Annotated in this window: 19 protein-coding genes; 10 read left to right on the top strand and 9 right to left on the bottom strand. The window is 67.2% G+C overall.

Annotation, left to right across the window (positions count from 1 at the left end):
• Nucleotides 1–14 precede the first annotated feature (14 nt).
• Nucleotides 15–1,421: an APC family permease gene (locus ACVK00_RS23155; protein ID WP_284894041.1), complete on the top strand. Its 1,407-nt coding sequence runs from the start codon at nt 15–17 to the stop codon at nt 1,419–1,421.
• 64 nt (nt 1,422–1,485) lie between these two features.
• Nucleotides 1,486–2,595, top strand: coding sequence for a DmpA family aminopeptidase (locus tag ACVK00_RS23150; RefSeq protein WP_284894042.1), 1,110 nt, complete (start codon nt 1,486–1,488; stop codon nt 2,593–2,595).
• 147 nt (nt 2,596–2,742) lie between these two features.
• Here ACVK00_RS23150 and ACVK00_RS23145 read toward each other — a convergent pair whose 3' ends face one another.
• Both ACVK00_RS23145 and ACVK00_RS23140 read right to left on the bottom strand, forming a co-directional pair.
• Nucleotides 2,743–2,955, bottom strand: a complete 213-nt coding sequence (locus tag ACVK00_RS23145; RefSeq protein ID WP_011658750.1) for a hypothetical protein — start codon at nt 2,953–2,955, stop codon at nt 2,743–2,745.
• A gap of 157 nt (nt 2,956–3,112) precedes the next feature.
• On the bottom strand, nt 3,113–5,293 hold the full coding sequence (locus tag ACVK00_RS23140; RefSeq protein WP_354123090.1) for an FUSC family protein: 2,181 nt from the start codon (nt 5,291–5,293) through the stop codon (nt 3,113–3,115).
• A 189-nt stretch (nt 5,294–5,482) separates the two neighbouring features.
• Between ACVK00_RS23140 and ACVK00_RS23135 the strand changes: the two genes are divergently transcribed.
• Entirely contained in the window at nt 5,483–6,430 is a 948-nt protein-coding gene (locus ACVK00_RS23135; protein ID WP_166723734.1) for a LysR family transcriptional regulator, read from the top strand.
• 141 nt (nt 6,431–6,571) lie between these two features.
• On the opposite strand, the gene ACVK00_RS23130 is transcribed toward ACVK00_RS23135, so the two are convergent.
• Both ACVK00_RS23130 and ACVK00_RS23125 read right to left on the bottom strand, forming a co-directional pair.
• Nucleotides 6,572–6,874: a DUF4148 domain-containing protein gene (locus tag ACVK00_RS23130; protein WP_166723733.1), complete on the bottom strand. Its 303-nt coding sequence runs from the start codon at nt 6,872–6,874 to the stop codon at nt 6,572–6,574.
• Nucleotides 6,875–7,101: 227 nt separating this feature from the next.
• On the bottom strand, nt 7,102–8,244 hold the full coding sequence (locus tag ACVK00_RS23125) for a porin (RefSeq protein ID WP_284894044.1): 1,143 nt from the start codon (nt 8,242–8,244) through the stop codon (nt 7,102–7,104).
• A 119-nt stretch (nt 8,245–8,363) separates the two neighbouring features.
• Between ACVK00_RS23125 and ACVK00_RS23120 the strand changes: the two genes are divergently transcribed.
• From ACVK00_RS23120 to ACVK00_RS23100, 5 genes are all read left to right on the top strand, one after another.
• Complete coding sequence (locus tag ACVK00_RS23120; protein ID WP_354123089.1) at nt 8,364–9,416, top strand: RNA-guided endonuclease InsQ/TnpB family protein; 1,053 nt, start codon at nt 8,364–8,366, stop codon at nt 9,414–9,416.
• 324 nt (nt 9,417–9,740) lie between these two features.
• A complete protein-coding gene (locus ACVK00_RS23115) occupies nt 9,741–10,205 on the top strand; it encodes a VOC family protein (RefSeq protein ID WP_284889025.1) in 465 nt (154 codons plus the stop codon).
• Nucleotides 10,206–10,278: 73 nt separating this feature from the next.
• Nucleotides 10,279–11,520, top strand: coding sequence for a cytosine deaminase (gene codA, locus ACVK00_RS23110; protein ID WP_175659284.1), 1,242 nt, complete (start codon nt 10,279–10,281; stop codon nt 11,518–11,520).
• Between the two features lie 178 nt (nt 11,521–11,698).
• A complete protein-coding gene (locus ACVK00_RS23105) occupies nt 11,699–13,039 on the top strand; it encodes a chloride channel protein (RefSeq protein WP_354123088.1) in 1,341 nt (446 codons plus the stop codon).
• Between the two features lie 249 nt (nt 13,040–13,288).
• On the top strand, nt 13,289–14,611 hold the full coding sequence (locus ACVK00_RS23100) for a TIGR00366 family protein (RefSeq protein WP_354123087.1): 1,323 nt from the start codon (nt 13,289–13,291) through the stop codon (nt 14,609–14,611).
• 66 nt (nt 14,612–14,677) lie between these two features.
• Here ACVK00_RS23100 and ACVK00_RS23095 read toward each other — a convergent pair whose 3' ends face one another.
• From ACVK00_RS23095 to ACVK00_RS23080, 4 genes are all read right to left on the bottom strand, one after another.
• Nucleotides 14,678–16,006 (bottom strand): MFS transporter, encoded by a 1,329-nt coding sequence (locus ACVK00_RS23095; RefSeq protein WP_284889023.1) that lies wholly within the window; start codon nt 16,004–16,006, stop codon nt 14,678–14,680.
• A 233-nt stretch (nt 16,007–16,239) separates the two neighbouring features.
• Entirely contained in the window at nt 16,240–17,172 is a 933-nt protein-coding gene (locus tag ACVK00_RS23090) for a BKACE family enzyme (protein WP_011658761.1), read from the bottom strand.
• A 35-nt stretch (nt 17,173–17,207) separates the two neighbouring features.
• Nucleotides 17,208–18,005 carry an SDR family oxidoreductase gene (locus ACVK00_RS23085; RefSeq protein ID WP_284889022.1) on the bottom strand — a complete coding sequence of 266 codons (798 nt, stop codon included), beginning with the start codon at nt 18,003–18,005 and terminating at the stop codon, nt 17,208–17,210.
• Nucleotides 18,006–18,078: 73 nt separating this feature from the next.
• Entirely contained in the window at nt 18,079–18,789 is a 711-nt protein-coding gene (locus tag ACVK00_RS23080; protein WP_011658763.1) for a GntR family transcriptional regulator, read from the bottom strand.
• A gap of 322 nt (nt 18,790–19,111) precedes the next feature.
• On the opposite strand from ACVK00_RS23080, the gene ACVK00_RS23075 reads away from it, so the two are divergent.
• Nucleotides 19,112–19,429, top strand: a complete 318-nt coding sequence (locus ACVK00_RS23075; RefSeq protein WP_228909864.1) for a helix-turn-helix transcriptional regulator — start codon at nt 19,112–19,114, stop codon at nt 19,427–19,429.
• Nucleotides 19,422–20,681: a type II toxin-antitoxin system HipA family toxin gene (locus ACVK00_RS23070; protein ID WP_284889021.1), complete on the top strand. Its 1,260-nt coding sequence runs from the start codon at nt 19,422–19,424 to the stop codon at nt 20,679–20,681. The genes ACVK00_RS23075 and ACVK00_RS23070 overlap by 8 nt, the downstream gene beginning before the upstream one ends.
• Before the next feature lie 15 nt (nt 20,682–20,696).
• Here ACVK00_RS23070 and ACVK00_RS23065 read toward each other — a convergent pair whose 3' ends face one another.
• Nucleotides 20,697–22,115, bottom strand: a complete 1,419-nt coding sequence (locus ACVK00_RS23065) for a cytochrome-c peroxidase (RefSeq protein WP_284889020.1) — start codon at nt 22,113–22,115, stop codon at nt 20,697–20,699.
• Nucleotides 22,116–22,130: the final 15 nt, after the last annotated feature.

Genomic DNA, 22,130 nt, shown 5'->3' with positions numbered 1-22,130 from the left:
CACAGGAGAACGAAATGGCGATGATGTCGGAATCGACGGGCACGCTGCAAGCGACGCCTGCCACGGAAGACGCGCCGCGCGCGTTGTCGCAGACGCTCAGCGTGCGTGATGCGGTGATGATCACCGTGTCGGGCGTGACGCCTGCAAGCTCGATCTTCGTGATCGCGCCGTTCGCGATCCAGCAGGCCGGCAGCGGCGCGGTGCTGTCGTTCCTGCTCGGTGGCGTGCTCGCGCTCGCGTTCGCGCTCTGCTACGCGGAGCTCAGCGCCGCACACCGCAGCGCGGGCGGCGAGTACGTGATGGCCAAGCGCGTGTTCGGCACGCTGCCCGGCTACCTGACTTTCATCACGGTGCTGTCCGTCAGCGTGTTCATCCCGGCCGTGCTCGCGAGCGGCGCCGCGCCGTACCTGAACAGCGCGCTCGGCACGCACTTCGGCAACCAGTCGGTCGCGCTGACGATCGTGCTGCTCAGTTACGTGCTGGGCATGCTGAACATCAAGACGAATGCGTGGATCACCGGCGCGTTTCTCGTCGTCGAGATCGGCGTGCTGATGCTGATCGCGGGGCTCGGCTTCGGCGCCCCGCATCGCGGCGCCGAGGTGTTGGTCGCGCCGGTCGTCGCGAGCGGCAATGCGCTGGTGCCCGCCACGTTCGCGGCGATCGTGCCCGCGATCGGCACGGCAATCTTCTGCTACAACGGCTTCGGCTCCGCCGCGTATCTCGCGGAAGACCTGCGCGGCGGCAACCGCAACGTCGCGAAGGCGGTGATCTATTCGCTGCTGGTGATCCTCGTCGTCGAACTGATCCCGCTCACCGCGATCGTGCTCGGCGCGCCGTCGCTGACGGAGCTGACGAAGAGCGCCGACCCGATCGGCTATGTCGTGCGTTCGCTGAGCAACCCGGTGGTATCGCGCGTGGTCAGCGGTGGGATCTTCCTGTCGGTGTTCAATGCGATCATCGCGATCGTGATCACGATGGGACGCCTGCTGTACAGCAGCGGCCGGCATGCGCTCTGGTCGCGCACCTGCAACCGCGCATTCTCGACGATCCATCCGCGCTTCGAATCGCCGTGGCTCGCGACGCTCGCACTGGCGGTGCCGTCGTCGGGGCTGGTATTCGTGTCGAGCCTCGACGAGCTGACCGCGTTCACGGTCGACCTGCTGCTGCTGATCTATCTGGTCGTCGGGCTGGCCGCGCTCGCGAGCCGGTTCGTGCGCCGCGACGTCGAACATCACTACCGGATGCCGCTGTGGCCCGTGACGCCGCTCGTCGCGGTCGCGGGCGCCGCGTACACGCTCTACACGACGCTGGCGACGGCGACCAAGCCGACCGACCTGATCATCATCGGCGCGCTGCTGGCGGCCGCGCTCGTGATGTATGCGGTTTGGGCGCGCCACAGCGACGCGTTCCGCGCGCTCTGAGCGCCGTGTCGAAACCTTGCCATACCGAAACACCGAACCATTGAAACACGGGAGGAAATGCATCATGCGCACGAGGGATCTCGGCATCCGCATCGGACTCGGCACGCCGGGCCGTTTCAACGCGATCACGGACGTACCGGGCGTGCGGGTCGGACATTGCACGCTGAACGTCGAGAACGGCGACGCATCGATCCGCACCGGCGTGACCGTCATCGAGCCGCGCGCGGGCGCCGCGCACGATTCGCCGTGCTTCGCGGGCGTCCACGTGCTGAACGGCAACGGCGATGCGACCGGGCTCGAATGGATCCGCGAGGCCGGCCTGCTGACGACACCGATCGCCTATACGAACACGCACAGCGTCGGCGCGGTGCGCGATGCGCTGGTCGCGAACGAACGCGAAGCGGCGGCCGGCCGCGTGTACTGGTGCATGCCGGTCGTGATGGAAACCTACGACGGACTGCTCAACGATATCTGGGGGCAGCACGTGAATGCCGCGCACGTCCAGCGTGCGCTGGCCGCGGCGCAGTCGGGGCCGGTCGCCGAAGGCGGCGTCGGCGGCGGCACGGGGATGATCTGCCACGAGTTCAAGGGCGGCATCGGCACCGCGTCGCGGGTGGTCGCGGCCGACGCGGGCGGCTGGACCGTCGGCGCGCTCGTGCAGGCGAACTACGGCGTGCGCGAGATGCTGCGCGTGGCCGGCTATCCGGTCGGTGAGGTGCTGCGGCACGTGCATTCGCCGTTTCGTGCGCCCGATGCGCGAGGCGAAGCCGGGATGGGCTCGATCGTCGTCACGATCGCGACCGACGCGCCGCTGCTGCCGCACCAGTGCACGCGCCTCGCGCAGCGCGCGAGCGTCGGGCTGGCCCGTGTCGGCGGCGGCACGGAGGATTCGAGTGGCGACATCTTCCTCGCGTTTGCGACGGGCAACCATGGGCTGCCGGCCGCGAACTACGGCAGCAAGGGTACGCCCACGACGGCCGTGACGATGGTGAACAACGACCATATCTCGGCGCTGTTCGCCGCCGCGGCGGAAGCGGTGGAGGAAGCGATCGTGAATGCGCTGGTCGCGGGGAGCGACGTCGAGTCGCGCGGCGCACGGGTCGAAGGGCTGGGGCAGGCGCGCTTGCTGGATGCGTTGCGCGAAGTGGGGTGGCGGCCGGGACGCGGCGCGTGAAACGCGGTGCGCCGCTTCAATCGAAGCGGCGTGGCGGGCAGGGCCGTTGCGGCGAGCGGTCGGCGCGTCGTGCGCGCGCGCATGCGATGCGTGTGATGCATGCGATGCGTGCGCGGCGGGCTCGGCCGTGACGACGCGGCGTCATGCTCAGCTGCCGAAGTAGACGTTGCAGAAGCTGACGGGGCCGACGCATGCGTTCGGATCTTCCTGCTTCGATTGCGCACGATCGACGCGACCTGCGGCCTGGACGGCTTCGGCGCGGTTCGCCGGTTGCTGCGCATGGTCAGCCGGCGCGGGCTGCGCGTGCGCGACAGCGGCGGTGAGCGACAGGGCAACGAGGGCGAGGTGCAGCGGCTTCATTTGAGTTTCTCCTGGGTCAGTGCCAGTCTCGCTGGCAGTGAGGAAACTATAGGCTCGCACTGCTTGAAGATTAATCGCCGCGGGCGCAGAGCTTATTTCCAATCGGAACAAGGATGACGTTGCGTGCGCATCGATCGCGGTCGATCACCGTCGTCGATCAATGACGGTGGCGGTTGAACGGCGCGTCCTTGTCCAGCAGCGCGCTGCGGATGAAGTGCAGGCAGCCGACGATGCGCTGCATGCGGTGGCGCTCGGCGGGCACCGCGTACCACGCATGCAGCGTGTGCTGCGCGGCGCGGATCGCCAGGTTCACGGATTTGAGCGTGCGCGCGTGGTGGACCGGCGTCGGATCGTCGAAGAAGCGCGGCAGCTCGCGCAGCACCGCATCGACCGACGCGGTCCAGCGCGTCGTCTGCGGCGGTTTCGATTCGCAGAACCCGTGCAACTCGTCGCGCAGGTCGATCACCGCATGGCCGACTTCGAGCGTCGACAGCATCCAGCGCAGCGCGTCGCGATGCTGTCGCGTGCGCCTGACGAGCAGCGTGCGCAGCTGCGCCATCAGGTCGTGCGTGCTCGACTGGAAGCGCGCCGCGAGGCCCTCGCGCGTGCCTTCGCAGGCGAGCGTGACCTGGCGGCGCAGATCGTGCGCGATGCGCGACGTGAGCCACGGCATGTGGGTCGGAAACACCACCGCGAACACGATCGAGCATGCAAGCATCGCGATGACGACGGCGAAGCCGTTGTTGACGAGCACCTCGGGGGTGTACGCGATCGCGTTGTCGGGCCCCGCGAGCAGGCAGAAGAACACCGCGAAGCCGATCCCGTAACCGGATAGCCCCGGACGCATCGCGAGAAACGCGCCGAGGCCGAGCACCGGCGCGAGTGTCGCGCACAGCAGCGGAAAGCCGTCGATGTTCGGATACACGTAGCACAGGAACACATAGCCGACTGCGGTCGCGAACGCCGCGCCCACGGCCATCTGCGCGACGAACTTCGACGCGCGCGGCGAAGTCGAGCTCAGCGCGCACGCGATCGCCGTGGCGATCACGGCGAGCGAGCCGCTCGGCCATTCGGACGCGATCCAGAACGCACTCATCGCGCCGACGGCGACGAGCGTGCGCAGGAACGCGAAGCCGACGAAGAATGAATTGGTCTTCACCGCGTAGTGCGTGACCGAGCGTTCGAACGCATGATCGTCGCGGTCGAGCGACGCGTACGTGTCGGCATAGCCGACATACTCGCCGATGAAGCGATACATCAGCTCGATTGCGGTATCGAAGTCGAGCAGGCCGCCGGCCGCGTGATCCTCGATCTCGCGGCGCGATGCGCGGGCAGCCTTCGGCAACGCGCCGTGAAAGCGGCGCAGTTCGAGCAGCGCGCCGGTCGTCGACGCGATCCCGCGCTGCCGCTCGTCGCGCAACGCGGTGATCCGCCGCGCGAGCCCGTCGACATGCGGCGCGAGCGCGTCGAGCACGGCGTCCGAGCGGTTCGCGCGCAAGCGCTTGACGAGCTGGTGCAGCGCATGCAGGCGCGTGCACGCGTTCATGAACTCGCTGTTCAGCCGCGCGAGCCGGCGGCTGCGCGCGCGGATGTGCGGATCCTCGAACGACGCGAACGCGCGATTGGCCTCGAAGCCGACGATCTCGTCGACGAAATCGGCGAAGCGCCGCTCGAAATCGCCGCGCGCGAGCTCGCCCGACAGCGCGCCGGCCGCGAAGGCCGGGAACTTCACGTGGCGGGCGGTCAGCGAGCGCATCAGCGCCTTCGCGGAGCTGAGCGGCAGGATCAGCGCGCTGACCGCACCGGAGCACGCGATGCCCAGCGCGACTTCCGCCGCGCGCGTGAGCGCGGACTGGAACAGCGTCTGCGGCGTCATTACCGCCGGCAGGCCGATCAGCGCGGCGGTATAACCGGCGAGCACGAACCCGTACCAGCGGAAGTGGCGGTTGCGCACCGCGAGCGCGATGCAGGTGCCGATCCACAGCGTGATGCCGGCCATGTACAGCTCCGGCTGCTGCGCGAACAGGCCGCCGAGCGCGAGCGCGGCGACGAGGCCGGCCGCCGTGCCGAGCACGCGATAGAAGCTCTTCGCGAACACCATCCCCGACAGCGGCTGCATCAGCACGAACACGGTCGTCATCGCGGTGCGCGGCTGCGACATCTCGAGCCGCATCGCGATGCCCATCGCGAGCAGCGCGGCGAACACGGTCTTGGCGAGGTGCAGCCAGATCAGCCCGTCGCTCACGGCCCAATCGCGCGCGGCGCCGCCGAGCGGATCGAGCCAGGCGCTCCATCGTGCGGGTTCGATGGAAGGTCGCTCGGCAGGTTGTGGCTTCATGAAAAGGAAAGGGCGTGCGGTGTCGCGGCGCGTCCGGACGGGTCCGTTCGACTGGTGAGGCGCCGATTGTAGGAGCGCGGCGCGCGGGCATTAACGCAGCTACGGGGAAACGATAGTTGCAGGCCGCGTAACAATCTGTCGCGTCCACTGGAGGAAAATGTCGGCTCCGCTACAGGTTTGCTCACACGAATGGATACCCTACAAAACATGCGGGTGTTTTCGCGCGTCGTCGAGACGGGCAGTTTCACCGCGGCCGCGCAATCGCTGAATTCGACGACGGGCGCGATGTCGCGCGCGGTGTCGGAGCTCGAGGCGCGCCTGCGCACCCGTCTGATGAATCGCTCGACGCGCCGTCTCGCGCTGACGTCGGCCGGCGAAAGCTATCTGCGGCGCTGCCGGCAGATCCTCGCCGACGTCGATCGCGCCGAGGAAGAGGCAAGCTGCGCGCACGAGCGGCCGGCCGGCGTGCTGCGCATGCACAGCTTCGCGAGCGTCGGCCATCACTACGTGATGCCCGCGCTGACGCGCTATCACACGCAGTATCCGGACGTGTCGATCGAGCTGTCGTTATCGCAGCGCATGCCCGACCTGTTCGACGGCACGAGCGACATGGCTGTCGTGACCGCGTCGTCGCTGCCCGATTCGGAACTCGTGTCGCACCTGCTCGGCTCGACCTTCAGCATCCTGTGCGCGTCGCCCGAGTACGTGAAGCGCCACGGCGCGCCCGCACGCCCGCAGGATCTCGGTGCGCACGCGTGCCTGACGCTCTGCACGCCGGCCTTCCCGACCCACGAATGGGTGCTCGAAGGCGCCGGGGGCGTCGAGCAGATCCATGTCGCCGGGCCGGTGCAGACCAATACGGCCGAGTCGCTCGCGCTCGCGATCCGCGACGGCATCGGGATCGGCATGCTGCCGCTGTATTCGGCCATCGACGCACTGCGCGACGGCACGCTCGTGCGCGTGCTGCCCGAGCACATCCTGCAGAAGATGAACGTGTATGCGCTGTATCCGTCGCGCCGCTTCGTCGACGCGAAGGTGCGTACCTGGGTCGAGATGCTGCGGGCGCAGGTGCCGGGGATGATCGCGCGCGACGTCGAGATGCTCAACGCGATCGACCGCGAATCACAGGCCGCCTGACGGCGAATTCAGAAAGAAGCAGGATGGCAGCGTGCCGGGCGGCGCGCTGTCTGTCCGGCCGCGTCATCACGGGCCGGTTCGCGCGGTATCCGCCGCGCCCGCAGGTCACAAGTCATGCGGGCGCGGCGTTGCCGCATGCATTCACAGCGCGGGCTTCGCTGCCACGCCCGATTCGGTTGCGCCCGCACCGGCCGGGCCATATGCGGTTTGCGCGGCCTTGTGCTCGGCGAGCCGTTTTGCCGCGAGGCGCTCCTGCGCGGCCATGATGTCGTCCGGATAGTTGCCCGCGTCGCCGAGCGACGGGTTGTAGCCGACCGATTCGAGGTCATAAAGCTCCTGCAGCACCTGTGCGCGCGTGACGGGCGACTTGGCGGACTGCGCGAACGACAGGGCCGGTGCGGCAAGCAGGACGGCAGCGGCGGCGGTAACGACGAGCGATTTCACGATGTTCTCCTGTAGACGGGGGTGAGGCCGGTTCAGCGATCGATGCGCGATCCGAACCATCGACGCCAGTCTATGCAGCGCACGCGGCCACAAAAACCCCGATTCCAGGCAGGCTGCTTTCCAGATGGCACAACATTGACGCACGTCGCCCGTGCCGACCCGGCCCGTGCGCGGCGACATGGGCATGGCCGGCGGGCGACGCGTCATTCCGTCATGCGGATCGGCGGTCAGAAGCGCGTGCGCATGCCGATCGTGCCGACGATCTGGTTCGCGGTGCTCGATGCGCCGCCCGACGTGTTGATGAACGCCTGGTAGCCGCGGCCCGATGCGTGCTGGTACATCGCTTCCGCGTACAGGTCGGTGCGGCGCGACAGCTTGTACACAGCCTGCAGGTCGACCTGGTGCCACTTCGGATCCGTGCCGTGCTTGCTGTCCGGGTTCGACACGCTGGCGTCCGTGTACACGTAGGCCGCGCCGAGGCTGACGGCCGGCGTCACCGCATAGCGCACGTTCACGTCGTAGTTGTTGAACGCGACCTGGCCGGTGGAGCCGAACGAGCCCGAGTTGTCGTACTGCGAACGCGTATAGACGAAGCCGACCGTCGCCGGACCGAACCCGTAGCTGACGCCGCCGCCATAGGTGCGCATGCGGTCCGCGCCCACCGACCAGCCGCCCTGGCTCACGCTCTTCGCTTCGGCCACGTCGGTCGCGCCGGGGCTCGCGCTCGTCGAACCCTTCGTGCCGTTCATCTGCAGGTACGCGCCGGCCAGCTTCAGCGGGCCGTTCGTGTAGCTCGCCGCGACGCTGTACGCGCGGTTGCCGGCGAAGTTCGTCGAGTTCGAGAAGCCGTACAGCGCGCCGACCTTGAAGCCCGCGATCGTGTCGCTTGTGTACTTGACCGCGTTGTTGATGCGCACCGAATGGTTCAGGTTGTCGTTGTCGAACGGGTGCGCGAAGCCCGTATCGCCGAAGTCGCCGGCCGTCGCGGACAGCGGCGCGACGAAGTCGACCATCGTGTCGTACTGGCGGCCGAGCGTCAGCGTGCCGTAGCCGCTGCGGCTCAGGCCGACGTATGCATGGCGGCCGAACAGCTTGCCGTCCTGGCCGAGCGCGCCATTGTTCGCGTTGAAGCCGTTCTCCAGCACGAACAGCGCCTTCAGGCCGCCGCCGAGGTCCTCGGTGCCGCGCAGGCCGAAACGGCTGCCGTTGATGGTGCCGGTGGTCATCCGCCACTGGGATCCGCCGTTCACGTTGTTGGTGTACGCGATGCCGGCGTCGATCAGGCCGTACAGCGTGACCGAGCTCTGCGCGTGCGCGAGCGGGGCGAAGAGTGCGGTGGCGGAGGCGGCGGCAATCAGGGTTTTGTTCATCAGAATTTGCTCCGAGAAACCCCGCCATTTCCCCCAAGAGGACTTCCTTCGGGGCGGATGGCGGGAAGGAAAGGAGTGCTGTTGACAGGCAGCTTCTTCCACGGGTTAGGATCCCCGGCATGATTCTTGTCTACCGCTACCGGGTGAAGTCGCTCAACGGACTGCTCAACAAGCAGAGCCGTGCGGTGAACTACGTCTGGAACTTCTGCAACGACACGCAGAAGCACGCGCTCAAGTGGAGCAAGAAGTGGCCGACGGGATTCGATCTGAACGTGCTGACGACGGGGAGCAGCAAGGCGCTCGGCATCCACTCCGGCACGATCAACGCGACGTGCGAGCAATATGCGAAGTCGCGCAGTCAGCACCGTCGGCCCTACCTGCGCTATCGCGGCAGGAAATCGCTGGGCTGGGTGCCGCTGAAGGGGCGTGACCTGAAGCGCGAAGGCGACGCGTTCCGTTTCGCCGGCAACACGTTTCGGGTGTTCAACAGCAGGCCGCTTCCCGAAGGCAAGATCAAGGACGGGACCAACTTTGCGCAGGATGCACGTGGCAACTGGTTTCTCAACATCGTGATCGAGATGCCCGATGTTCAAGTCCGCCCAATCCGTTCCGGTGTCGGCATCGATCTCGGCTTGAAAGACTTCGCCACACTTTCGACGGGCGAGAAGCTGCCTAACGATCGGTTCGGTCGATGCGCGGCCGAGAAGCTTGCGAAAGCTCAACGGGCGCGAAAGCACAAGCGACATATCGCGAAGCTGCACGCCAAAGTGGCGAATGCCCGTGCCGATTTCCAGCACAAGCTCGCGCTCGATCTGGTGCGGCGTTTCGATTACATCGCGGTTGGCAACGTATCTGCCGTCAAACTTGCCAGAACCAGGATGGCGAAAAGCGTCTACGACGCATCCTGGTCGTCCTTCCGAAACAAGCTCCGCTACAAAGCGATCGCGCACGGAGCCACGTTCGAGGAAGTCGACGAAAGCGGTTCTACCCAGTCCTGTTCGGCGTGCGGGTCGAAAGACAGCACGACGCGGCCGAAAGGTATCGCGGGACTGCGAATAAGAGAGTGGGCCTGTAGTGACTGTGGTGTCGTGCATGATCGAGATACCAACGCTGCGATGAACATTCTCCGATGCGGACGTGCATCGCCAGGTGTGGGAATCACCTGCCTTTAGGCGGGTGAGGACGTCAAGTAACTGCTCCTGCGTGTGGGACGGTGATCAAAGTTCGGCGCAAGTGTAGGGGCGCGTCCGTTCGATTCCGGCGGGCGGCGCGCGAGCGCACCGTTGCGAGCCGCGCAAGAGTGCGTCATACGGCGTTCACAAACCGGCGCGGCCGCGGCGAGCCGGGCGTTTTCGAGGAAGGCGCGGTGCGTGATGTGCGATTGCCGCGCGTGCCGTGTCGCGCATTGACAACACGCGCGTCACCGGCGTGGGAGTTGATCGCCGCACCGCGCACGTGGAGAATGAGCAGTCCCATGCCGGGACAAGGAGACATCGATGACTACGCATCACCGTCCGTCCTTCAGTGCCGCGCTCTGCTACCGCGACCCGAAAGCCGCGCTCGCATGGCTCGAACGTGCATTCGGTTTCGAACGTTCGCTCGTCGTCACCACACCGGAAGGCAACATCGCCCACGCCGAAATGAAATTCGGTGACGGTGTCGTGATGATCGGCGGCACGTGGGCCGACTTCATCGCATCGCCGGAAGACACGGGCGACCGCAATACCCAGCACGTCCATGTGCATCTGCCCGACGCCGCGGACATCGACGCGCACTGCGAACGCGCACGCGCGGCCGGCGCGGAGATCCTGCAGGCGCCGGCCGATGCGTTCTACGGCGATCGCATGTATCGCGCGCGTGACCCTGGCCGGCACGTGTGGACGTTCGGCAAGCACGTGCGCGACGTGACGAACGACGAGATGAGCGCGGCCACCGGCCTGAAGATCGAGGATTTCCGCTGAATGTCGGACCCGCTGAACGAGCCGGATTTCCCCACTACGCGGCGCGCTGACGCCGCATGACGCCTGGACCCACATGAATCTCTTCAATGCACGCCTGCGCGGTCGCGACGGGCTCTTCACGATCGGCATCGACGGCGACAGGATCGCGCGGATCGACGCGCAAACCGCGCCGGTCGCGCCCGCCGGCGCCGACGATATCGACGCCGGCGGCCGTGTCGCGATACCGCCGCTGGTCGAGCCGCATATCCATCTCGATGCGGTGCTCACGGCCGGCGAGCCGGCCTGGAACATGAGCGGCACGCTGTTCGAGGGGATCGAGCGCTGGTCCGAGCGCAAGGCGACGATCACGCACGAGGACACCAAGACGCGCGCGCATGCGGCGATCGGCATGCTGCGCGATCACGGCATCCAGCACGTGCGCACCCACGTCGACGTCACCGATCCGACGCTCGCCGCGCTGAAGGCGATGCTCGAAGTGAAGGACGAGGCGCGCGGGCTGATCGACCTGCAGATCGTCGCGTTTCCGCAGGAAGGCATCGAGTCGTTCGACGGCGGCCGCGCGCTGATGGAGCAGGCGATCGATCTCGGCGCGGACGTCGTCGGCGGGATTCCGCATTTCGAGAACACGCGCGAGCAGGGCGTCAGCTCGATCCGCTTCCTGATGGAGCTGGCCGAGCGCACCGGCTGCCTCGTCGACGTGCACTGCGACGAGACCGACGATCCGCATTCGCGCTTTCTGGAAGTGCTCGCGGAAGAAGCGCGCGTGCGCGGGATGGGCGCGCGCGTGACGGCGAGCCACACCACCGCGATGGGCTCGTACGACAACGCGTACTGCTCGAAGCTGTTTCGGTTACTGAAGCGTGCCGGGCTGAACTTCGTCTCGTGCCCGACCGAGAGCATCCACCTGCAGGGGCGTTTCGACACGTTTCCGAAGCGGCGCGGCGTCACGCGCGTCGCGGAGCTCGATCGTGCGGGCCTGAACGTGTGCTTCGGGCAGGATTCGATCAAGGATCCGTGGTATCCGCTCGGCAACGGCAATATCCTGCGCGTGCTCGATGCCGGCCTGCATATTTGCCACATGATGGGCTACGAGGACCTGCAGCGCTGCCTCGACTTCGTGACCGATCACAGCGCGACGACGATGCATCTCGGCGACGGTTACGGGATCGCGGTCGGGCGCCCGGCAAACCTGGTCGTGCTCGACGCGGACAGCGACTACGAAGCGGTGCGCAGGCAGGCGAAGGCCACGCTGTCGGTTCGCCACGGGAAGGTGATCATGCGGCGGGAACCGGAGCGCGTCACGTATCCCGAGTGACGGGGGCGCGTGGGAGGCGGCACGCGCCGCCACGGGGCGTCTTCACTCGTTCATTCGTGAAATGCATGAGTTGATCAGAAAAATACGTTTGTCTCATGATCGGCCGACGCCTACGATTCGGACCTGACGGCGGCGTGCATGGTGCGCGCCGTCTTGTCGATCCTCGTTCGCCGACCTCATGCGCCTCGACCTTCCATCCGCTCCCGCGTCTTCTGCGCCGTCCGCCAGCCCGTTCGCGCGGATGGCTGTCGTCACCGTCCTGACCGGCATCGGCGCGGGCTTCGGCGGGATGCTGCTCGCGCTGCTGCTGCACGCGATCCAGCATGTCGCCTACGGCTACAGCCTGTCGCACGTGGTCGGCACCCAGAGCTTCCTCACGGGCGTGACCCTGGCCGACCCGTTGCGCCGGCTCGCGGTGCTCGTCGTCTGTGGGCTCGTCGCGGGCGGCGGCTGGTGGGCGCTCTACCGGTACGGCCGGCCGCTCGTCAGCATCCGCCGGGCGGTGCGTGCGGCCGATCCGCGGATGCCGTTCGTCAGCACGACGGTTCACGCGCTGCTGCAGATCGTCACCGTCGCGCTCGGTTCGCCGCTCGGTCGCGAAGTCGCACCGCGCGAGATCGGCTCGCTGCTCGCCGGGCAGCTCGCGCACCGTGCGGGGCTCACGTCTGCCGATTGCCGGCTGATGGTCGCGTGCGGCGCGGGCGCTGGCCTGGCGGCCGTGTACAACGTGCCGCTCGGCGGCGCCGTGTTCGTGCTCGAAGTGCTGCTCGGCACGTTCGAATTGCGCGCGCTGGTGGTGGCCGTCGTCACCTCGGCGATCGCGGCGGCCGTCGCATGGATCGGCCTCGGCAACGAACATCAGTACACGGTGCCTGCGTTCGTGCTGAGCACGCCGCTGGTCGCGTGGTCGATCATCTGCGGGCCGCTGTTCGGTTTCGCCGCATACGGCTTCGTGCGGCTCACGACCCGTGCGCGGGCGGATGCGCCGAAGGGCCGGCTGCTGCCCGTGCTCGCGCTGGTCAACTTCGCGGTGATCGGTGTGCTCGCGATGTGGTTTCCGCAACTGCTCGGCAATGGCAAGGGGCCGGCTTCACTGGGTTTCGACGGCACGCTGACGATCGGCGTCGCGGCGACGCTGCTCGTGCTGAAGGTACTGATCGAGGCGGGCAGCCTGCGGGCGGGCGCGGAGGGCGGGCTGCTGACGCCGGGCCTCGCGAACGGTGCGCTGCTGGGCGTCGTGCTCGGCGGGCTGTGGGGCCTCGTGTGGCCGGGCGCGTCGATCGGCGGGTGCGCGCTGATCGGCGCGACCGCGTTTCTTGCCGCGTCGATGCAGATGCCGATCACGGCCGTCGTGCTGCTGCTCGAATTCACGCGCGCGAATCACGACAGTCTCGTGCCGATGCTGCTGGCCGTGGCCGGGTCGCTCGTGGCGTATCGCTTCGCGCAGCAACTGGCCGAGCGGCGCGCGAATGCGATCGCGACGGTCAGCACGCCGGAGACGGCGACGGCGACGCACTGACCCGCTGACCCGCTGACCCGCGCCGTCATCCGTCAACCGAAGTCATCCGCACGGGCGGTCCCCCGGCTGCCCGACGTCGTTTTCCTTCCCGTTTCCTCGCCTGTTCTCGTGCTTATCGCTGCCTGATCACGATGGCGCGCACACCAAAGCGCGTCTTTCGGTTCTGTGCAAGAATCCGCGCGTTTCCGCGCCACCGAACAACGAACCATACGCGCGCGGACGTCCCTATCAGGAAACGAGGAGCTCAAGTTGGTCCAACGCATTTCCCGCTTTTTCACGCAGGTGGTCCACCGCGTGCTGCCCGACCCGTTGATTTTCGCGATCCTGCTGACGATCGTCACGTTCGCGCTCGCATTCGGCCTCACGCCGACCACGCCGGTGCAACTCACGACGATGTGGGGTTCAGGTTTCTGGAACCTGCTCGCGTTTTCGATGCAGATGGTGATGATCCTCGTCACCGGCCACGCACTCGCGAGTTCGCCGCCCGTGCGGCGCCTGCTCGTTGCGCTCGCAAGCACCGCGCGCACGCCGGGGCAGGGCGTGATGCTCGTCGCGTTCGTCGGCGCACTCGCCTGCGCGATCAACTGGGGCTTCGGCCTCGTGCTCGGCGCGATGCTTGCGCGCGAAGTCGCGCGCCGCGTGGCCGGCAGCGACTACCGGCTGCTCGTCGCGTCCGCGTACATGGGTTTCCTCAGCTGGCACGGCGGGCTGTCGGGTTCGGTCCCGCTCGTCGCCGCGACGAAGGGCAATCCGATGGAAAAGACCATCGGGCTGATTCCTGTGTCGGACACGATCTTCACCGGCTACAACGCGTTCATCACGATCGGGCTGATCGTGATGCTGCCGTTTCTCGCGCGGATGATGATGCCGAAGCCCGGCGACGTCGTCAGCGTCGATCCGGCGCTGCTCGCGGAACCGCCGAGCGTCGAGCGCCAGCTCGGGCCCGACGCGACGTTCGCGGAACGGATGGAAGAGAGCCGCGCGCTGTCGGTCGTCGTTGCGGCGCTGTGCGCGGCGTTCCTCGTGCTGCGTTTCATGCAGAAGGGCTTCGCGCTCGACATCGACACCGTGAACCTCGCGTTCCTCGCGGCCGGCATTCTGCTGCACCGTACGCCGATGGCCTATGCGCGCGCGGTGGCCGGCGCGGCGCGCGGCGCATCGGGGATCATGATCCAGTTTCCCTTTTACGCGGGCATTCAGGCGCTGATGGATCACTCGGGGCTCGCGGGCGTGATCACGAAGTGGTTCGTCGATATCGCGAACGTGCACACGTTCCCGCTGCTCGCGTTCCTCAGCTCGGCCGTGATCAATTTCGCGGTGCCGTCGGGCGGCGGCCACTGGGTCGTGCAGGGCCCGTTCGTGATGCCGGCCGCGCAGGCGCTCGGCGCCGATCTCGGCAAGGCCGCGATGGCGATCGCCTACGGCGAGGCGTGGACCAACATGGCGCAGCCGTTCTGGGCGCTGCCCGCACTCGCGATCGCCGGGCTCGGCGTGCGCGACATCATGGGGTACTGCGTGACGACGCTGCTGTTCTCGGGCGTGGTGTTCGTGGCAGGGATGCATCTGTTTTGACCGAACGCGGCGCGAGGCAGGCGGGGGTGGCCCGCCGCGTCGCGCCGGCGTGAATCGCGCGTACGCTCAGCCTTCCGATCGCGCAGCGGGCCGCTCGTGCCCGTGGCGCAGCGTGAGACTCGCGAACGCGGCGACGACGAGCGCCGCGGTGAGCAGCGTCAGTCCGTTCTTCGCATTCCCGGTCGCCTGTTCGATCGCGCCGACGACGGTCGGGCCGACGAAGCCGCCGAGCAGGCCGCACGTGTTCACCAGACCCAGACCGCCGGCCAGTGCGCTGCCGGCGAGTCGCGACGCCGGAAACGTGAACACGATCGACTGCACGACGAAGAACATCGACGCGGCGATGCATACGCAAGCGAGGCCGGCCACCGGCGACGCGTTGGCGGCGCCCACCAGTCCGGCCGCCATCACGATAAGCCCGACGCACAGGATCCGGCGCGAATGATGCGACTCGCGCGCGAAGCGCGGCAGTGTTGCGGCGCCGAGTGCGGCGGCGAGCCAGGGCAACGCGGTCAGCAACCCGACCGTGAACGGCGAAAAGTGCCCCGATGCGCCGATGATGCCCGGCAGGAAGAAGATCACCGTGTAGATCGTCAGCTGGTGGCAGAAGTACACGAAGATCGCGAGCCAGATCTGCGGATCGCGCAGCGCGGCGCCGAACCCGTGGCCGCCGTGGGCGGCGATCCCGGCATCCTGTTCGGCCGCCAGCGCGCGTTCGAGTGCGCGGCCGGTTTCGGGGGCGAGCCACGGCGCGCTGCTCGGGCGGTCCGGCAGGCGCGTCCAGACGACGAAGGCGAGCAGGATCGCCGGAATCCCTTCGACGACGAACAGCCATTGCCAGCCGTGGAAGCCGAGCGTGCCGTCGAGTTCGATCAGCGCGCCGGCCAGCGGCCCGCCGACGATGTTCGCGATGCACACGCCGAGCAGGAAATAGCCGGTCGCCCGCGCACGCTCCTCGCGACCGAACCAGTACGTGAGATACAGCATCACACCCGGAAACAGTCCGGCTTCGGCGGCGCCGAGCAGCAGGCGCATCACATAGAACGACGTCGGGCCGCCGACGAACGCCATCGCGACGGACAACGCGCCCCACGTGATCATGATCCGCGTGATCCAGAAGCGCGCGCCGACGCGATGCATGATCAGGTTGCTCGGGATCTCGAACAGCGCGTAGGTCAGGAAGAACAGGCCGGCGCCGAGCCCGTAGGCCGCGGATGAAATGCCGAGATCGACGCCCATCGAGTGCTTCGCGAAGGCGATGTTGGTGCGGTCGAGGAAGCTGATCACGTAGGCGGCGATCAGCAGCGGCATGAGCTTGCGGAACAGCAGCCGGTTCAGCGACGCGCTTGCGTCGCCGGTCGCGGAAGGCAGGATCTGGACGTGTTGAGTGGACATGCGGACGACTCCGGTAAAGGCGAACGGGCGCACACGGCAAGCACGGCGCGCCGCGTTCGGCAGAGGCCGCTGCGTCGCGCGCAGCGGAGGAGCAGACGACGGAGCCGCGCCGGCGGCGCTCGGGCGGGAGCGGGGCGATCAAGGGCGTCCTGGCGCCGGCCGGCTCGGGCCGGCGCCTTGTCTCTGCGCTTGCGGGTCCTGGTGTTGGGCGGGTATCGGGCGCGACCCGGCGGTCAGAACCGGACCGCGTCGCCACCCTTGAGATCGAGCATCGCGCGCGCCTCGGCCGGCGTCGCGATCTCGAGCGACAGCCCCTCGAGCACCTGCCGCATCTTCAGTACCTGCGCGGCGCTCGATTCGGCGAGCTGGCCGGGCGCGATCCACAGCGAATCCTCGAGCCCGACCCGCACGTTCGCGCCCTGTGCGGCGCCGATCGTCGCGAGCGGAATCTGGTTGCGGCCCGCGCCGAGAATCGACCACACGTAGTCCTGGCCGAACAGGCGGTCTGCCGTGCGACGCATGTGCATCAGGTCTTCCGGGTGCGCGCCGATGCCGCCGAGCAGGCCGAACACGCTCTGCACGAAGAACGGCGGCTTCGCGAGCCCGCGATCGACGAAGTGCGCAAGGTTGTACAGGTGCGAGATGTCGTAGCACTCGAACTCGAACCGCGTGCCGTTCGCGCCGCAGCGCGTGAGGATCGTCTCGATGTCGGCGAACGTGTTCTTGAACACCAGGTCGCGGCTCTTCTCGAGATGTTCGCGTTCCCACGGATGCTTCAGTTCGCGAAAGCGCTCGAGCATCGGATAGAGTCCGAAGTTCATCGAACCCATGTTCAGCGACGCGATTTCGGGCTGGAAATGCAGCGCGGGCTGCAGCCGTTCGTCGACGGTCATGTGCGGGCTGCCGCCCGACGTGAGATTGATCACCGCGTCGGTCTGCGCCTTGATGCGCGGCAGAAATTCGGCGAACACGGCCGGGTCCTGCGTCGGCTTGCCGTCCGACGGGTTGCGCGCGTGCAGATGCAGGATCGCGGCGCCGGCCTGCGCGGCCGCGACGGCGGCCGTCTCGATCTGATGCGGCGTGACGGGCAGGTACGGCGACATCGACGGCGTGTGGATCGCGCCGGTCGGCGCGCAGGTGATGATGACTTTGCGAGCGTTTGCCACGAATGGATTCCTTACGATGAGCGATGCAGGAGGCGTCAGAGCACTTCGACGTTGCCGCAGACGGAAATCGCCTGCCCGGTGATGCCGTGCCCGCCCGGCGAGCACAGGAACAGCGCGGTCGCGGCGATTTCGGCCGGATCCGTCATGCGTCGCAGCGAGATCTTGTCGAGATAGCGCTTCTCCATCTCGTCGTAGCCGATGCCGAGCTGCTGCGCGCGCGCTTCGATCACGCGGCGCATCCGCGGGCCGCGTACGATGCCGGGCTGGATCGCGTTCACGCGGATGCCGAGCGGCCCGAGCTCGATCGCGAGGCTTTTCACGAGACCGACGACGGCCCACTTGGTCGCCGCATAGGGTGTGCGGAACGCGTAGCCGAGCCGCCCCGCGACCGACGACAGCGCGATGATCGCGCCGCCGTGCTTCGCGTCACGCAACAGCGGCACCGCGCGCCGCGCGAACTGGAATTGCGCGTTCAGGTTGATCGCGACCGTCTGCTCCCACTGCACGGGGTCGATTTCGTCGATGCCGCCCGTGGGGCCGGCGATGCCTGCGTTATTGACGAGCACGTCGAGGCCGCCGAGCGTCGTCGATATGTCCGCGAACACGCGCTCGACCGCGGCCGGATCGGATACGTCGGCCAGCGTCGCACTGATCGCGGCGCGCGACGGCCGGTCCGCCAGCGCCGCGATCGCGGCTCGCGACGCATCGCACACGTGGACGCGCGCGCCGCATTCGGCGAACGCGTCGGCGATCTCGAGACCGATGCCCGACGCGCCGCCCGTCACGAGGACGCGCAGGCCGTCATAGGGTTTCAGCAGGTCGGAAGCTGTCATGCCGGGTTGTCTCCATCGTTGAAGTTATCGGATGCGGCGCGCCTTCGGGGCTGCTTGCCGCGGAAGGTGGCCGCTACGGCTTCGCATTCGCGCGCCGCGGGGTCTGCTCGGCCCGCAGCGTTTCGGCGAGATCGTGCGCGGCGCCGCCGATGTCGAGCGCGATGCCGGCACGTACGCCGGTGCCGTCGCGCCGTTCGAGCGCGTCGACGATCGCGCGGTGCGCATCCATCGAGCGCCGCATGTGCGGGATATCGAGCGCGACCATGTTGAGGAACGGCCCGACGCGCATCCACAGGTTCTCGACGATCGCGAGCGTGCTTTCGCTCGCGCCGTGCGCGTAGATCGCGCTGTGGAACGCGAAATTGCTCTGCAGGTAGGCGCGCGAACGGCCGGCCTCGACCTGCGCCTGCATCGTTTCGCAGGTCTTGCGCACGGCGGCAATCTGCGCGTCGGTCATCCGTGCGCACGCGCGTTCGGCGATGCATCCTTCGAGCGCGATCCGCACGTCGCGCAGTTCGTCGAGCATGTCGAGCGTCATCGGCGGCACGACGAGCGCGCGGTTCGGGCCGTCGACCAGCGCGCGTTCGGCGCGCAGCCGCGTGAGCGCGGCGCGCACGGGCATCGTCGACGAGCCGACGGCCTCGGCGACGCTGCGCAGGCTCAGCGCCTGACCGGGCGCGAAACGGCCGCTCATCAGCGCTTCACGCAGTTGCTGGTAGACCTTGTCGGCCATCGTTTCCGATTCGATGACTTTGAGTGCGGGCGGGACGATACGGGGTGCCAAGGCCGGGTTCTCCTGGGTTTGATCTGCGATCTGTGATCACACTTGCGATGGGCAAAGTGTTGTCGATGGGGGCCGGTGGCGTCAAGGTGTTCGAGGTAGGGGAAAACGCGGGGCGCGAAGCGGCGTGTCGCCCGTGGCATCAAGAACGCGGCGCGATGCGACGGGCCCACGTCAATTACGAGTTAATTCCGTTTTACTGTTGATAGTGATGGAGTATTAGCCGATAAGCCACAATTTAAGGGAATTATAGTTCTCGAGCGTGCTAACGCGTTAGCTCTATAGTATTGTGAGTTATGTGACATATGGCGACATAAGACCCACTATGCTGGAATTAAGCTTTCGCAAGCCCGAAGAAATCGTCACTCTGCTTTGCGACCGGCTTCGCACGGAGCGTTTGGCGTTGCAACTCACCCAGGCCGACGTGGCCGCGCGTGCCGGCGTCGGCGCCAATACCGTGTCCAACCTGGAAGCCGGACGCAATGTGAGCCTCGAAACGGTCATTCGTGTAGCCATGGTTCTTGGACGAAGCAAGGAACTCGAGGCGCTGTTCCTGCCGAAGCTGGATAGCCTGGAAGATGTTCACCGGTATGAAAAGAGCGCCAAACGTCAGCGCGTCAAGAGGACGACGAGAAATGATTGAGCGGGTCGATGTCTACTACGACGGCTGGGGGGAGCACTGGCTGTGGGGATCGATGGTCTCGACGACGGCCATCACGGGGCGCCCGTTGATCGTATTCGAATATAGCGATGACGCCCGCAAGAGGGGGCTCGAGCTGTCGTCTTATGCATTGCCGGTGCATGGGAGCAGGCTGCGGAAGGATTTTCCGTCCCATCAGCTAGGGCTGCCCGGGCCGGTCTACGACGCGCTGCCCGACGGATGGGGCATGTTGCTGATGGATCGGTTGTTCAAACGCCGCGGCCTCAATGCGGCACGCATCGGGCCGCTGGAGCGGCTGGCTTACATTGGCAACCATGCGATGGGGGCCATGTCGTTCGAGCCCGTCGCGCCCGAGATCCAGGCGCCGCAGCCGAATATTCCTCTGGATCGGCTCGCGGCCGAGGTACAGGAAGTCCTCGATGGTGAAGGCGGAGCGTTCCTTCATCAGTTGCTGCAGGTCGGCGGTTCTCCGCAAGGCGCCAGGCCGAAGGCGCTGGTCTATCGCGATCCGCGCACCGGCAGCTTTACCACGGCCGCCGAGGCGGGTTTTGAAGCGTGGCTGGTCAAGTTCCCGGCGCGGCAAGAGCATCCCGAGGTGTGCGCTATCGAGATGGTCTACGCCGAGTGCTTGCGCATGTGCGGCATCGAGACCCCGGACACGTTGCATTTCGATTTGCCTGGCGGGATGGCGGCATTTGCGTCCAGGCGTTTCGATCGACGGGACGGTCTGCGCGTGCCCATGCAAAGCGTTGCTGCGTTTACCGGTGCCGATTACACAACGCCGGGTGCGCTGGATTACGTGAATTTCCTGCGTGCGACTCACATGTGCACCAATGATGTCCGGGAGAAGGCGCGGGCGTTCGAGCGGGCGGTCTTCAACGTCGCATTCAACAACCGCGACGATCATCCCAAGAACTTCGCGTACATCATGGCGCGATCCGGCGAGTGGAAGCTCGCGCCGGCCTATGACGTGACATTCTGCGAGGGACCGGGCGGTTATCACCAGATGGACGTGATGGGCGAGGCCCTGCAGATCGACCGAGCGGCATTGCTCGGGCTGGCAAAGGAGGCGGAGATTGCCCCCGCGGCGGCCGGGGACATGATCGACCGCATGTGCTCAGTGGCCAGCCGGTTGCCGGCCATTGCGAGGCGCGACTATCAGGGGACCATTACCGACGATACCCTGGCGCACATTCAGCGCCGGATCGACGAGAACGTTGCGCTGCTCCGTTAGTGCAACGGCGACTGCTCAGCGTGCCGGCTCGTCGGTCAGCGTGCCGAGAAACGCCACGATATCCTTGATGTCCTGCTCGGTCATCGCGGGCTTGTCGCCGGGCTTGCGGTCGAACGGCGCATCGGTCACGTCGACGTTCGCGCGGTACTTCGGCGGAATATCGTCGTACTCGTCGATCTTGCCGTCCGCGCCGCGCGAATAGAACTTCTGCGGCGAGATGCTGCGCTCGTTGTAGAACGCCATGACCTGGTCGAGCGTATGGAACACGCCGTTGTGGAAGAACACCTGGCGCGTCGCCGCGTTGCGCAGCGTCGGCGTGAGGAACATCCCGCAATACTGCGTCTGGTCCTTCAGGTCCTCGCGGAACGGCCCGCACACGCCGAGATCGTGGAACGCCGGGTTGCGGTTCTGCGCGAGCGCCTGGTTGCGCGGCGCGCCCAGCGCCTCGTACTGGTAGTCGGTCAACATCGGCGGCAGGCCGTCCTTGCCGGGTTTGGACAGATGGCAGCCCGCGCAATTCGCCTTGTCCGGATCGTTGAAGAGCCTCAGCCCGCGCAACTCGGCCTGCGTCAGGCGCGCGCGGCCCTCGAGCCAGCGATCGTACTTGCTGTTGTACGGATGGAACGACGGATCCTCGACCTGATACCGCGCGATCGCGAACATCGCCTCCGACACCAGAAGCTGCGGGCTGGAGAACACGCGCGCGCCGAACAACTGCTCGAACTGCGCGCGATGCGACGACTGCGCGAGCTTGCGCGCGACATCGTCGATGCTCGCATTCGCCATCTCGACCGGATTCAGCAGCGGTCCGAACGCCTGCTGCTGCAGCGTATCGGCGCGGCCATCCCAGAACATCCCGCCCTGCGGCACGAGCTGCGGCGCGGCCGACGTGCCGGCCACCTTCTGCGCCTTGACGACGCCGGCCGCGGAGGCGGCCTGCTGCGCGACGCTCGGCGCGGCGTCATTTTCGCCCGCATCGGGGCCGATGCTGAAATTCGGCTGGCGGTACAGGTACATCAGCGACGGCGGCGGACGATAACCCTGCTGCGTCATCGCGAGGCCGCCCGGCTGCACGTCGAGCCCGTTCGGCGGCCCGTATGCATGGTCGGGGCTGTGGCACGACGCGCACGACTGCTTGCCGGATGCCGACAGCGACGGATCGGCGAACAGCGCACGACCGAGCTGCGCGACCGCGGACAGCGGCTGCGCGGCCGGGCGCTGCAGCACGACCGGATGCGCATTCGCGCCCGTCCAGTCGGCGACGACGTCGCCGATCGCCGCCGGCGTACGGGCCGGAAACGCGATCGCGAACGCGCCGTAGCCGAGCACGGCCGCGCCGAGCACGAACGCAGCGCGGCGCAGCACGCGGGCAGGGGAACGCGGCGCGGCGGCGCCGGATGCGTCGGGAGACGGGAACGCGGGACGAGCTGTCATGCTGGCGGTCGAAAG

The sequence above is a fragment of the Burkholderia sp. PvR073 genome (assembly GCF_054055695.1).
Note: the sequence above shows the minus strand (reverse complement) of the source record. Positions and strands in the feature narration are given on the sequence as shown.

Coding starts and splice junctions, on each gene's coding strand:
- ACVK00_RS23065 (WP_284889020.1), bottom strand. CDS start 22,115: ATGACAGCTCGTCCCGCGTTCCCGTCTCCCGACGCATCCGGCGCCGCC.
- ACVK00_RS23105 (WP_354123088.1), top strand. CDS start 11,699: ATGCGCCTCGACCTTCCATCCGCTCCCGCGTCTTCTGCGCCGTCCGCC.
- ACVK00_RS23150 (WP_284894042.1), top strand. CDS start 1,486: ATGCGCACGAGGGATCTCGGCATCCGCATCGGACTCGGCACGCCGGGC.
- ACVK00_RS23155 (WP_284894041.1), top strand. CDS start 15: ATGGCGATGATGTCGGAATCGACGGGCACGCTGCAAGCGACGCCTGCC.
- ACVK00_RS23115 (WP_284889025.1), top strand. CDS start 9,741: ATGACTACGCATCACCGTCCGTCCTTCAGTGCCGCGCTCTGCTACCGC.
- codA (WP_175659284.1), top strand. CDS start 10,279: ATGAATCTCTTCAATGCACGCCTGCGCGGTCGCGACGGGCTCTTCACG.
- ACVK00_RS23120 (WP_354123089.1), top strand. CDS start 8,364: ATGATTCTTGTCTACCGCTACCGGGTGAAGTCGCTCAACGGACTGCTC.
- ACVK00_RS23145 (WP_011658750.1), bottom strand. CDS start 2,955: ATGAAGCCGCTGCACCTCGCCCTCGTTGCCCTGTCGCTCACCGCCGCT.
- ACVK00_RS23125 (WP_284894044.1), bottom strand. CDS start 8,244: ATGAACAAAACCCTGATTGCCGCCGCCTCCGCCACCGCACTCTTCGCC.
- ACVK00_RS23135 (WP_166723734.1), top strand. CDS start 5,483: ATGGATACCCTACAAAACATGCGGGTGTTTTCGCGCGTCGTCGAGACG.
- ACVK00_RS23085 (WP_284889022.1), bottom strand. CDS start 18,005: ATGACAGCTTCCGACCTGCTGAAACCCTATGACGGCCTGCGCGTCCTC.
- ACVK00_RS23140 (WP_354123090.1), bottom strand. CDS start 5,293: ATGAAGCCACAACCTGCCGAGCGACCTTCCATCGAACCCGCACGATGG.
- ACVK00_RS23095 (WP_284889023.1), bottom strand. CDS start 16,006: ATGTCCACTCAACACGTCCAGATCCTGCCTTCCGCGACCGGCGACGCA.
- ACVK00_RS23070 (WP_284889021.1), top strand. CDS start 19,422: ATGATTGAGCGGGTCGATGTCTACTACGACGGCTGGGGGGAGCACTGG.
- ACVK00_RS23075 (WP_228909864.1), top strand. CDS start 19,112: ATGCTGGAATTAAGCTTTCGCAAGCCCGAAGAAATCGTCACTCTGCTT.